Source organism: Rhizobium sp. YJ-22 (genome assembly GCF_029601685.1).
Lineage (GTDB): Bacteria > Pseudomonadota > Alphaproteobacteria > Rhizobiales > Rhizobiaceae > Metarhizobium.
In genome coordinates, this window is sequence record NZ_JARRIR010000002.1 from 668,870 (window position 1) to 681,726 (window position 12,857).

General features: G+C 62.1%; 10 protein-coding genes and 1 tRNA gene. 1 reads left to right on the plus strand and 10 read right to left on the minus strand.

Annotation, left to right across the window (positions count from 1 at the left end; genetic code table 11):
• Positions 1-46 precede the first annotated feature (46 nt).
• The 5 genes from P7F60_RS07885 to P7F60_RS07905 form a co-directional block, all read right to left on the minus strand.
• Positions 47-604, minus strand: a complete 558-nt coding sequence (locus tag P7F60_RS07885; protein WP_277917153.1) for a sugar O-acetyltransferase — start codon at positions 602-604, stop codon at positions 47-49.
• A 135-nt stretch (positions 605-739) separates the two neighbouring features.
• A tRNA-Met gene (locus tag P7F60_RS07890) sits at positions 740-816 on the minus strand.
• Between the two features lie 145 nt (positions 817-961).
• Entirely contained in the window at positions 962-2,158 is a 1,197-nt protein-coding gene (gene mnmA / locus P7F60_RS07895; protein WP_277917154.1) for a tRNA 2-thiouridine(34) synthase MnmA, read from the minus strand.
• A gap of 212 nt (positions 2,159-2,370) precedes the next feature.
• Positions 2,371-3,966, minus strand: a complete 1,596-nt coding sequence (serA, locus tag P7F60_RS07900; protein WP_277917155.1) for a phosphoglycerate dehydrogenase — start codon at positions 3,964-3,966, stop codon at positions 2,371-2,373.
• Between the two features lie 77 nt (positions 3,967-4,043).
• Complete coding sequence (locus P7F60_RS07905; protein WP_277917156.1) at positions 4,044-5,222, minus strand: phosphoserine transaminase; 1,179 nt, start codon at positions 5,220-5,222, stop codon at positions 4,044-4,046.
• Between the two features lie 234 nt (positions 5,223-5,456).
• Here P7F60_RS07905 and P7F60_RS07910 point away from each other — a divergent pair, with 234 nt between their 5' ends.
• The gene (locus tag P7F60_RS07910) at positions 5,457-5,882 is read left to right on the plus strand and encodes a hypothetical protein (protein WP_277917157.1); all 426 of its coding nucleotides are present in this window, start codon (positions 5,457-5,459) and stop codon (positions 5,880-5,882) included.
• 10 nt (positions 5,883-5,892) lie between these two features.
• On the opposite strand, the gene P7F60_RS07915 is transcribed toward P7F60_RS07910, so the two are convergent.
• The 5 genes from P7F60_RS07915 to ftsH all read right to left on the minus strand — a co-directional run bounded on the left by P7F60_RS07915 (position 5,893) and on the right by ftsH (position 12,801).
• Complete coding sequence (locus tag P7F60_RS07915; protein WP_277917158.1) at positions 5,893-6,627, minus strand: outer membrane protein; 735 nt, start codon at positions 6,625-6,627, stop codon at positions 5,893-5,895.
• Positions 6,628-6,799: 172 nt separating this feature from the next.
• Positions 6,800-7,654, minus strand: a complete 855-nt coding sequence (locus tag P7F60_RS07920) for an outer membrane protein (RefSeq protein WP_277917159.1) — start codon at positions 7,652-7,654, stop codon at positions 6,800-6,802.
• Positions 7,655-7,804: 150 nt separating this feature from the next.
• On the minus strand, positions 7,805-8,902 hold the full coding sequence (locus P7F60_RS07925; RefSeq protein ID WP_277917160.1) for a helix-turn-helix transcriptional regulator: 1,098 nt from the start codon (positions 8,900-8,902) through the stop codon (positions 7,805-7,807).
• Positions 8,903-9,244: 342 nt separating this feature from the next.
• Positions 9,245-10,597, minus strand: coding sequence for a phosphoglucosamine mutase (gene glmM, locus P7F60_RS07930; protein WP_277917161.1), 1,353 nt, complete (start codon positions 10,595-10,597; stop codon positions 9,245-9,247).
• 263 nt (positions 10,598-10,860) lie between these two features.
• On the minus strand, positions 10,861-12,801 hold the full coding sequence (gene ftsH / locus P7F60_RS07935) for an ATP-dependent zinc metalloprotease FtsH (protein WP_277917162.1): 1,941 nt from the start codon (positions 12,799-12,801) through the stop codon (positions 10,861-10,863).
• Between the last annotated feature and the right edge of the window lie 56 nt (positions 12,802-12,857).

The following is a 12,857-nucleotide window of genomic DNA, read 5'->3' on the forward strand; positions in this document are numbered from 1 at the left end:
CAGAAAAATTGCACGCCGCTGCGACGGAACGCAGCGCGATCCGCCGTCAATCGCGCCGGACGATCGGCCTGGCCGGGTTTCCGGCAACCGTCGTGCCCGCCGCGACATCGCGGGTCACCAGCGAGCCGGCCCCGACGATAGCGCCATCGCCGATGGTGATGCCGCCGAGCAGGATCGCCCCGCCGCCGATCCAGACATCCTGGCCGAGCGTGACCGGTCGCGCCCGTTCCATCCCACGGCTGCGCAACAGCGGATCGCGATGATGATCGGCACAATAGATCTGTACGGCCGGCCCCAGCATCGAACGATCCCCGATCGTCACCCGCGCATTGTCGAGAACCACGCAGCCGGCATTCAGATAGACGCTTTCCCCGAGGAACAGATTGAACCCATAGGCGCAGTGAAACGGAGCCTCCAGATAAGCCCCTTCGCCCACACCTCCCAAAAGCGACCGAAGCCCTGCCGCCATCGCTCCTCGCTCCCCCGGCGGCATCGTGTTCTGCACATGGCAAGCGACCCGCGCCGCATCGCGCAACGCGTCGAGTTCCGGATCGAGGCAGCAATACCACTCCCCCGCCGCCATCTTTTCACGCTCACCCGGCATCACTCTCGCCCTCGCCGCATCCATCGGGAACTGTCATCCAGGCGCACAGCTTCGCCGATCAGACGAGGATCATCAAATGAAATAGAAGGGATACGACCCGGCTCGACCATCCGACGCATGGCGACTTTAAAGACTTGGTAGCGGGAGAGGGACTTGAACCCCCGACACGCGGATTATGATTCCGCTGCTCTAACCACCTGAGCTACCCCGCCAACCTGTCGCTGCGAAGCCGTTGAAGGCGTCGCCGTGGTGCGATGAGCGGCTTATAAGGCGGCTTTCACATTGGTGTCAAGCATGGTTTTCCAGAAAAAATCATGGTTTTTTCCAGGCCTTGGGAACAGGCCCGGAGGAGCGGTCTCAGGCTGCGGCCGGTGTCGAGAGGATGGCCTGCAGCGATGCTTCGGCTTCCATCGAGCGTTCCGAGCGGTCGATGAACCCGCCGCCAAAGACGCGGGCGTCCGGTCCTTCAGCCGAATAGAGCACGCAGGCCTGGCCGGAGGCGACGCCGGCCTCACCGACCGTCAGGTCGACATAGACGCCGCGTTGATCGGCATGCAGGATTGCCGGCGCGGGCGGGCGCGTCGAGCGCACCTTGGCAAAGCAGGCGAAACCTTCGGCCGCATCGATCTCCAGCGCCTCGTCGCCCAGCCAGTTGACGTCGCGCAGGTAGACGCGATGGGTTTCCAGCGCCTCCTTCGGACCGACGATGACGCGGCGCGAGCGGGCGTCGAGATAGACGACATAGAGCGGCTCACCAGTGGCGATGCCGATGCCGCGCCGTTGGCCGATGGTGTAATGCAAAATGCCGTCATGGCGGCCGAGCACGCGGCCGTCGAGATGGACGATCTCGCCCGAGAGCGCCGCGTTCGGCTTCAGCTTGGCGACGATATCGGAATATTTGCCCTGCGGCACAAAACAGATGTCCTGGCTGTCGGCCTTTTTGGCGACGACCAGCCCCATCTCTTCGGCCAGTTCCCGCGTTTCGGCCTTGGAGAGATGTCCCAACGGAAAGCGCAGGTAATCGATCTGCTCCTGCGTGGTCGCGAACAGGAAATAGCTCTGGTCGCGATCACTATCGATCGGCCGGTGCAGGCTGCGCCGGCCCGGCGCATTCGCTGTCGGGTTGGGGCGCGAACGGATGTAATGGCCGGTCGCCAGCGCGTCAGCCCCAAGCTCCTTCGCCGTCGCCAGCAGATCGGCGAACTTGACGGTCTGGTTGCAGGCGACGCAGGGGATCGGGGTTTCGCCGGCAATATAGCTTTCGGCGAAAGGATTGATCACGGTTTCGCGGAAGCGCGCCTCGTAATCCAGCACGTAGTGGGGAATGCCGAGCGTTTCGCAGACGCGGCGGGCATCGTCGATATCCTGCCCCGCGCAGCAGGAGCCGGCGCGATGCACGGCCGCGCCGTGATCGTAGAGCTGCAGCGTGATGCCGAGAACGTCATAGCCCTCGCGCTTGAGAATACCGGCGACAACGGAACTGTCCACGCCGCCGGACATGGCGACGACGACGCGCGTATCCTCCGGCCTCTTGTCGAAATCGAGCGTATTCACGGGGCTTTCCGCCAATCCTTGTCTTCGTGGTCGGCAATGGGCCTTTTCCACGGGATGTCATGAGGAAATCATAACCGGCCCTCGGGCCGGAGGCAAATTGTCGCCCGGATATAGAAAGGAAGGGGCGACGGCGCAAGAGCAACCGGCTTTCAACGACAAAACCCGGCCGTCCTGACGGACGACCGGGCTTCGATGCAAAGGACTTCGACCGATCAATCGATGTTGAAGCTCAACAGCTTCGCCTGGCGGATCGCCGGATTGGCGCGCAGCTTTTCCAGCACCTCCTCGGAGACCGGACCGTCGACATAAAGAAGCGCGATGGCGTCGCCGCCTTCCTTTTCGCGGCCGAGCTGGAAGTTGGCGATGTTGACCTTGGCTTCGCCGAGCGTGGTGCCCATGAAGCCGATCATACCGGGCACGTCGGTATTGGTGATGTAGATCATGTGCGGACCGACATCGGCATCCATGTTGATGCCCTTGATCTGGATGAAGCGCGGCTTGCCATCAGAGAACACGGTGCCGGCAACCGAACGGGTCTGGTTGGCGGTCTTCACCGTCAACTTGATGTAGCCGTCATAGACGCCGGTCTTGTCGCGCTTGACCTCGGAAAGGATGACCCCCTTTTCCTTGATCATCACCGGGGCCGAAACCATGTTGACGTCCGCCACCTGCGGGCGGATGAGGCCGGCGAGCAGCGCCGACGTCAGCGCCTTGGTGTTCATGCCGGCGGTGGCGCCGTCATAGAGGATCTCGATTTCCTTGATCGCGCTTTCCGTCACCTGGCCGACGAAGGCGCCGAGCACGTCCGCAAGCCTGATGAACGGCTTCAGGCGCGGCGCTTCGTCCGCAGTGATCGAGGGCATGTTGATGGCGTTGGAAACCGCGCCCTTCATCAGGTAATCCGACATCTGCTCGGCGACCTGAAGCGCGACGTTTTCCTGGGCTTCCGTGGTGGAGGCGCCGAGATGCGGCGTGCAGACGACGTTGGCCAAGCCGAAAAGCGGGCTTTCGGTGGCAGGCTCGACCTCGAAGACGTCGAAACCGGCGCCGGCGACATGACCGGACTTGATGGCATCGGCCAGAGCCGCCTCATCGACGAGACCGCCGCGGGCGCAATTGACGATGCGCACGCCGGGCTTGGTCTTGGCCAGCGCCTCGCGGGAGAGAATGCCGCGCGTCTTGTCGGTCATCGGCACATGCAGGGTGATGAAATCGGCCTGGGCGAGCAGCTCGTCCAGTTCCACCTTGGTGACGCCCATTTCCTCGGCGCGCTCGGCCGAAAGGAAGGGGTCATAGGCCAGAACGTTCATGCGCAACCCGATGGCGCGCGAGCAGACGATGGAGCCGATATTGCCGGCGCCGATGACGCCGAGCGTCTTGCCGGTGATTTCGACACCCATGAACTTCGACTTTTCCCACTTGCCGGCCTGCGTCGAGGTATCGGCGGCCGGAAGCTGGCGAGCGACGGCGAACATCAGCGCGATGGCGTGTTCGGCGGTCGTGATCGAATTGCCGAAGGGCGTGTTCATGACGATGATACCGCGGCGCGAGGCGGCGGGGATATCGACATTGTCGACGCCGATGCCGGCGCGGCCGATGACCTTGAGATTGGTCGCCGCCGCAATCAGTTTCTCGGTCGCCTTGGTGGCGGAGCGGATGGCGAGACCATCGTAATTGCCGATGATTTCGGCGAGCTTGTCCTTGTCCTTGCCGAGCTTCGGCTGGAAATCGACTTCGACGCCGCGATCGCGGAAAATCTGGACGGCGGTTTCCGACAGTTCGTCGGACACGAGTACGCGCGGTGCCATGACGGCCTCCTCAAGAATTCTATCGATTGGAAAAGAAGATCAAAGGCTTCGCCCTATCAGGGCGAAGCAGGAGAGGCTCAGGCCGCAGCCTTGCCCAAGGTCGCCTTCTGGGTCTCGAAGGCCCAGGTCAGCCAGGGCATCAGCGCCTGCATGTCCGATGTCTCGATCGTGGCGCCGGCCCAGATGCGCAGACCCGAGGGAGCGTCGCGATAGGCGCCGATATCGAAGGCCACGCCTTCCTTTTCGAGAAGGGCGACGACGCCCTTGGCGAAATCGGCCTGGCCGGCGGCGTCGAGAGCGGTGACGTCCGTGTCGACGATCTTCAGGCAGACCGAGGTGTTGGACCGCGTCGCCGGATCGACGGCCAGATTGGCGATCCAGTCATTGGCTTCGACGAAATCGAAGATGACCTTGGCATTGGCATCGGCACGGGAGAACAGGGCCTTGAGGCCGCCAATCGACTTCGCCCATTGCAGCGCATCGATATAGTCCTCGACGCAGAGCATGGAGGGCGTGTTGATGGTTTCGCCGGCAAAAATGCCTTCGATCAGCTTGCCGCCCTTGGTCAGGCGGAAGATCTTCGGCAGCGGCCAGGCCGGCTCGTAGGATTGCAGGCGCTCGACGGCGCGGGGGCTGAGGATGAGAATGCCATGCGCGCCCTCGCCGCCCAGAACCTTCTGCCAGGAGAAGGTGACGACATCGAGCTTGGCAAAGTCCATGTCCTGGGCAAAAGCGGCCGAGGTGGCGTCGCAGATCGTCAGGCCCTGGCGTTCCGCGGGAATGAAATCGCCGTTCGGCACACGCACGCCGGAGGTGGTGCCGTTCCAGGTGAAGACCACGTCGCGGTCGAAATCGATCTTGGCAAGGTCCGGAAGCTGGCCGTAGTCGGCGGAGAGCTTGCGAACATCGGGAAGTTTCAATTCCTTGACGACATCGGAAACCCAGCCGGAGCCGAAGCTTTCCCAGGCGACCATGTCGACGCCGCGCTGGCCCAGCAACGACCAAAGCGCCATTTCGACGGCGCCGGTGTCGGAAGCCGGCACGATGCCGATGCGATAATCGGCAGGCACGTTCAGAACCTCACGGGTGAGGTCGATCGCCAGCTTGAGCTTGGTCTTGCCGATTTTTGCGCGGTGGGAGCGGCCCAGTGCTGCATCTTGCAGGGCTTCGAGCGACCAACCGGGACGCTTCGAGCAGGGGCCAGAAGAAAAATGGGTATTGCCCGGACGGATGTCCGGCTTCACTGTCGTCGTCATGATCTATCCTTCCAGATAGTAGCTCCTCGTTAGGGAGGAGTGTCCTGACGCCGTTGCTATAGAAAATGGCGCAGAGGCGCAAGTGAAATTCGCAGCGCCTGCGAAAATTTCGCAAGAGGCCCGGCACCGGCAGGAAAGCTCGGCATGCCCCGGAAAGGCCGCAGACGCGTCATGCTTGCGCCGCCTTGATCGCATCAAAAGGTGACAGGGATAATCGACTCTTTGGAGACAGGGATGCAGATCGCGCTGATTGCCATGACGATTCTCGGCTGCGACGACGCCGTCACGCAATGCCACTACATCGCCACCGCCCCGAAGCAATATGCGTCGGTGGAACTGTGCGACGCCGCCTCGCAAAAGGAGTTGTCGCGCGTCGGCAATGTCAATTATCCAAGCGTGGTCGCCGTTTGCGAGAAGCGCGAGGCGAAGGCGGCCCAAGAGACCGCAGCGGCAAAACCGGCCCCTGCGCCGCAGCCGCTGGCTGCAAACGCCCCGCAGCCAGTGGCGCAGGCGGAAGAGCCCGGGCTGATCGCCCATGCGATGACGCTGGTCTCCGGCGCCGGCAGCAGCGCCGCCTCGATAGGCGGCGCGGTGGTGCGCTGGCCGACGCATGTGGTGTCGAAAAGCTATTCCTGGTTGATCGAGCGCGTGACGCCGTAAGAAGCAACTCTTACCAGAGCGCGACGCGCACGCCGGCGCGGAATTCGTGACGGGCAAAGCCGTCATCCTCGCCACGGGCAGCGCCTGCCCGGAACATATCGCCGCCGGCCATGTCGGAGTAGCGGTAGCCCAGATCCAGTTTGACCCGGTCGGTCAGCGCATAGGAAACGCCGGCCATCAGCGCGTAGGTGAAGCGCCAGTCGGCATTGCCGTCGAAGGACTCGCCGCCGCAATTTACCGCGCCGCAGGTATAGGTCGCCTCGGCATCCGACCATTTCAGCCGCGTCGCACCCAGGCCGGCGCCGAGATAGGGCGTGAAGCCGGCAATGGTGGCCAGATCGACATAGCCATTGGCCATGACGCCGATGCCGCGATAATCTGCGCCATAGCTTGCCGAGCAGGCCACGCCGCAACTGCCCTCCGCGCCGAACCGGTCCTTGAACGTATCGACGGTGACATCGGCGCGCAGCACGTCGGTCACCTGGTAACCGATGCCGACTCCATAGGAGACGGGATGGGAGAAGCGTCCTTCGTCGAAGCCGCGATAAGTGCCGGCGCCATCGACGAGACCGGCATCCTCGTCGGCGGTCCAGCCGGCAAAGCCGAGATCGGCGCGCAGGTAAGGCCCGGTGCCGGCGCTGACCGTGCCGGCTTCGGCAAGGGTGATTTCCGGGGCTAGGTCCGCCGCCGATGCGCCATGGCAGAAGCCGACGGCACATGCCGCCGCCAGAGAAATCGTCGCCAACCGGACCATCGAAACACCCCGCACCGTTTCAGGAATGGCTTCAGTATCGGCGCAAATGGTTAACGATGCGTTAACCATATTTCTTAAGCCTATGGAAACCACGATCCCGACGCGAAACGGCCGCCCGGAGGAACCTCCGGACGGCCGTTTCGGACAGTCGAATGCGCAGGATTTACTTGTAGACCGGCGGCTGCATGGGGATTTCCGCCGGCGGCACATAGGCCTGCTGGTCGCAGCCGTTGAAGATATAGCGCATGCCGACGCGGCCTTCATGCGAGGAAATGCTCTTGTCGTAGCCCGGCCCGCCGCTCTCGGCATAACCGAACATGTTGCCGCCGTTGATGTGGCGGTAGCGATAACCGACATCGGCCTTCAGATTGCAGGTGACGTCGATGGAGGCGCCCGCCATCAGCGCATAGGTGAAGCGCCAGCCGCCCTTGCCGTCATGCGAGACGGAATCGTCGCAATTGGTGGGATCGCCGTCGGCGCAGGACGTGTTGTTGAGGTTGCTCCACTTGACATAGGTGCCGCCGATGCCGGCGCCGACATAAGGCGTGACCGAACCATAGGTGCCGATATCGACATAAGCGTTGGCCAGCAGGCTGTAGGCGGTCAGCGAGGCATAGTCGCGCGAGGTGCAGCGATCGAAGCAGGCGCCGAAATCGGCGCCGCCGCCGCTGGTCGAGCCTTCGAACTTCGACCGCGACAGGTAGTCGAAGGTCAGATCGGTGCGCAGGTAGGAATTGACCTGGTAACCGACACCGGCGCCGACCGTGAAGGCATTGCGCAGCTTGACGTGATCGAAATCACGCTCATAGCCGTTGCTGCCCTGGAAGAAGCGGGCGCCGCGAAGGCGGTTGAAGGAATAACCGGCATCGCCGCGCAGATACCAGCCCGATGTCGAGGCGACCTGGACCGGCTCCTCGATCGGCTGCATGGGAACGGGTTCCGGCTGGTACAGATCGGCTGAAAGCGCCGGGCTGCTGGCAAGAAGAGCGGCAAAAATGCCGATCAGGCTTTTCTTCATGGCTTCGACTCCAAGACGATGTGTGGATTGGCAAAGCCGCGGCCAGCCAACTGTCCCATTTGTCTTGGATAATGAAATGAAAAGGTTAAGACCCGATTAACTACGCTCGTTTACCGAGAATCTTCCCTGCCACCAGGCATGGCGGCGGCCTTATTCAATCATTCGAATGCTGGCCACGGCCGCGATGAAGTCGGCTTGTCGGTTCAAACCGGACTTGGTCAGAATGGATTTGACCTGGCTTCGAACCGTTTCGCGGCTGACGCCGATCTGTGCCGCGGCAGCATTCACATCGACACCGCCGGCCAGCAGTCTGGCGACCCGCGCTTCTGCCGGCGACAAGTCGAAAAGCCCCTGGATAGTTTCGGCCGTCGGCACGAGCGAACGGTCCACCGGCGTAATGATCACGAAGAAAACCGCGTGTGTGAAAATATCCCGGGCATTGCCGCGCACAGGTACGAGGTGAACGACAGCCGGCATTTGCGTTTCATGGGCCGGTAAGGGAAAGGACAGGCTGCGGTAATCCTTGCTGGCAATCCCCTCCTTCGAGCGCAGAAGAGCGGTCTTGAGCAGATCGTTGGCCGGCGCGTGACGAAAATACAGGCGATCGGAGGCTCCGATCTGCACTTGCGCAAAATTCTCCATCAATGCGTTACAAGCCATCAGCTTGCCGTCCATACCGAGAACCGCCGATGGCAAGCCGGTCATGGCAAGTGTTTCGACCGCAGCTCGAACCCTTTCGAATTCCAGGCGACTGGACATCATCGCCGCTCGCGCCAAATGTGGACGGATACCGTCCAGAAACGCAATGGCGGAGGCTTCGACGGGGCCTGTCACGCTCTTCTTTTCCAAAGCGAAAATGATCTTATCGCCGCTGGGCACATTGATGACCGTCGATGTGCCGAAACCGTAACCCAGGGGTCGAAAAACCTCCATGATGATGGGATGCCGTTGGCATTCCTCTTCGGTGAAATGTCTGGCCTCATCGACAAAACCGTCATGCTCGATATTGAGCAGATGTGCCGCCCGCGTATTCCGCGTCATCCAGCCCTCGGCCAGGATTTTCTGGGTGATGTCGTCAAGCGATCTCGATGCCAAGGCGCGGCTACCGCGCGCACTGGCATTGAAAAGCGCCGTGCCGTGAAAGCCATTCATCCGGGCCATGTCATCGAGAATGGAAAGCCAGTTTTCGGGAAAGAAAGCGGCTTCATAGATGGCATCGATGAGATCGGCAGCAGTCTCTGTACTCATTCCGGATCCGGAGATATTCCAATCACAGTGTCTTTACCACAAATTTGCCATATTCGGATAACTTCGCAAGCATCGACAACGACGATTTGCGGTTCGTCAGCGAAAGAATTCCTGCACCTTGTTAATTTGCTGCAGAGCCATTCCCTTATGCTGCCCCGCCCGCCGGTTTGGTCCTGTTTCGACTGCAACTGGCCGCCCGAGAGCATTTCCAGCCGAGGCGTGATCGCTTCGGCGTCGGACAATGCGGCAAAAGGAAAAAGTTAGAGCATTTCCGGGAAACCAGTGTTCACCGGAATGCTCTAGGGGCAGCCATCGAAAAGATCTACGCGATGAATTTCGCGATCAGGCTGCGGTGCGGACGTTGGCGATGATGCCGACGAGGTCGTTGACGATGCGTTCGATCTGGTTGCGATCGTCGCCCTCGGCCATGACGCGGATCAGCGGCTCGGTCCCGGATGGGCGGATCACCAGGCGGCCGTGGCGGGAAAGCTCCTGCTCGGCATCGGCGATCGCCTGGCGCACGATCGTATCCTCCAGCGGCTTGCCGCCGGAATAGCGCACGTTCTTGAGCAGTTGCGGAACCGGCTCGAAGCGGCGGCAGACCTCGCTGACCGTTTTTCCGGTGCGCTTGACGCAGGCGAGAATCTGCAAGGCGGCCACAAGGCCATCGCCGGTTGTGCCGAAATCGGACAGCACGATATGGCCGGACTGCTCGCCGCCGATATTGTAACCGTGCTGGCGCATATGCTCGACCACATAGCGGTCGCCGACCTTGGTGCGGGCGAGATTGAGGCCCTTGGATTGCAGGAAGCGCTCCAGCCCGAGATTGGACATGATGGTAGCGACGATGCCGTCGCCCTTCAGCGTCTCGTCCTCGGCCCAGCTTTCGGCGACGACGGCCATCAACTGGTCGCCGTCGATGATGTCGCCGTTCTCGTCGATAATGATGACGCGGTCGGCGTCGCCATCGAGCGCGATGCCGATATCGGCGCGCACCTCATCCACCTTTTTCTGCAAGGCGGCGGGATGGGTCGAGCCGCAATTCAGGTTGATGTTGGTGCCGTTGGGCTCATTGCCGATGGTCACGACGTCGGCGCCCAGCTCCCAGAGCACGGCAGGCGCCACCTTGTAGGCGGCGCCGTTGGCGCAATCGATGGCGACGCGCAGGCCCTGCAGCGTCACGTCGCGCGGCAGCGTGCGCTTGGCGAATTCGATATAGCGGTCATGCACGCCGTCGATGCGCTTGGCGCGGCCGATATTGTCGGCGGTGGCGAGTTGCGGCCCGAGATCCCTTTCCAGCAGATCCTCGATCTGCATTTCGAGATCGTCGGAAAGCTTGTAACCGTCAGGGCCGAACAGCTTGATGCCGTTGTCTTCGTAAGGATTGTGCGAGGCGGAGATCATCACGCCGATATCGGCGCGCAGCGAACGCGTCAGCATGGCGACGGCCGGCGTCGGGATCGGGCCGAGAACGAATGCATCGATACCGGCGGCGGTGAAGCCGGCGACCATGGCGTTCTCCAGCATATAGCCGGACAGGCGCGTATCCTTGCCGATGACGACGCGGTGGCGATGCGAGCCGCGGCGGAAAATCGTACCGACGGCGATGCCGACCCGCATGGCGAGATCAGGCGTCATCGGGAACGTGTTGGATTGTCCCCGGATGCCATCGGTCCCGAAATAACGTCTTTTCATGAAGGCCCCCGAAAAGGAGCAGCGCAACGGCGCCGCAAAAGGTCACAAATCCGGCGTCACGACGGTAAAAAGCCGGAGCATGGATGCGAAATCGAAAAAAGGGCGACGCAGTACCTGCGCCCCTCAGACATGCTCTCATGCCACAAAGCACCGGAGCCGGCACGTAAAATAACGTCAATCCCGCTTACATCCCGTTACCCAGGGAACAGCAGAGCAGAAAAAAAACGCCCGCCGGGAAGGCGGGCGTCCGGGAGAACCGGGGATCAACGTGGTTGCGGCTCGAAACCGCCTTCGGGCTCGTCTCCCTTGGCGACCGGGCCGTCCTTCTTGGCGCCGGTCTTCGGCACGGCTGAGCCACGGCTGGGCGGGGCGTCGTCGCCAAGATCGCGCGCCGGCTTTTCGCCGCGGATCAGCGCCTTGATCTCGTCGCCGGTCAGGGTTTCGTATTCGAGCAGGCCTTCGGCGATGGCAACGAACGCATCGTGGTCATCGGTGAGAATGCGGCGCGCCTCTGAATAGGCTTCGTCGATGAGACGGCGCACTTCGATGTCGATCTTCTGGGCCGTAGCTTCGGAGACGTTCTTCGACTGCGAAACCGAATGACCGAGGAAGACTTCCTGCTGGTTTTCACCATAGGCGACCTGGCCGAGTTCGTCGGAGAAGCCCCATTGCGTGACCATGGCGCGGGCAAGCTTGGTGGCCTGCTCGATATCCGAGGAGGCGCCGGAGGTGATGTTCTCCTTGCCGAAGGTCAGTTCCTCGGCAACGCGGCCGCCCATCATGATGACGAGGCGCGAGACCATCCACTTGTAGCTCATCGAGTAGCGGTCGCCTTCCGGCAACTGCATGACCATGCCCAGCGCGCGACCGCGCGGAATGATCGTCGCCTTGTGCAGGGGATCGGCGACCGGCACCTTCAGCGCGGTGATCGCATGGCCGGCCTCGTGATAGGCGGTCAGCTTCTTCTCGGCTTCGGTCATGGCGGTGGTGCGGCGCTCCGCACCCATCATGATCTTGTCCTTGGCGTCCTCGAATTCCTGCATGGTGACGACGCGCTTGTTGCGCCGCGCCGCCGTCAGGGCCGCCTCGTTGACGAGGTTCATCAGGTCCGCGCCGGAAAAGCCGGGCGTGCCGCGTGCCAGAACCTTGAGGTCGACATTCGGGGCAAGCGGCACGTTGCGGACATGCACCTTGAGGATGCGCTCGCGGCCGACGATGTCGGGGTTCGGCACCACGACCTGGCGGTCGAAACGGCCGGGACGCAAGAGCGCCGGATCGAGCACATCGGGACGGTTGGTGGCGGCGATGAGGATGATGCCCTCGTTCGCCTCGAAGCCGTCCATTTCGACCAGCAGCTGGTTCAGCGTCTGCTCGCGCTCGTCATTGCCGCCGCCGAGACCGGCGCCGCGATGACGGCCGACCGCATCGATTTCGTCGATGAAGATGATGCAGGGCGCGTTCTTCTTGGCCTGCTCGAACATGTCGCGGACACGGGATGCGCCGACGCCGACGAACATTTCGACGAAATCCGAACCGGAAATGGTGAAGAATGGCACATTGGCCTCGCCCGCGACCGAACGCGCCAGGAGGGTCTTACCCGTGCCCGGAGGGCCGACAAGCAGCACGCCGCGCGGAATGCGGCCGCCAAGGCGCTGGAATTTCTGCGGATCGCGCAGGAATTCGACGATTTCCTCGAGATCCTGCTTGGCCTCGTCGACACCGGCGACGTCGTCGAAGGTGACGCGGCCATGCGCCTCGGTCAAAAGCTTGGCCTTGGACTTGCCGAAGCCCATGGCGCCGCGCGAACCACCCTGCATCTGCCGCATGAAGAACAGCCAGACGCCGAGGATCAGGAGCATCGGCAACAGCGTGCCGATATAGCTCAGGAATCCGGAAGAACCGTCGCTTTCCGGCCGGGCGGCAATGGTCACACCCTTGTTCTGCAGGCGATCGATCAGCGAATCGTCGATGACAGGCGAATAGGTCTGGAAGGTCGTGCCGTTCTCGACATAGCTGCCGACGACGCGGTTGCCGGTGACGGTCACATCGCGGACGCGGCCGGAATCGACTTCGCGGAGGAACTGCGAATAGGGAATTTCACGAGAACCCGTTTGCGCCGGCGCGGTCTGAAACATGCTGAAAAGCGCAATCAGCAAGAGGGCGATGATCGCCCATAATGCGATATTTCTGAAATTTGGGTTCATCGAACTCCCCAAAGCGTGAAACGTCGGCCTGTGTCAGGCACAATACTTGGCCCTTA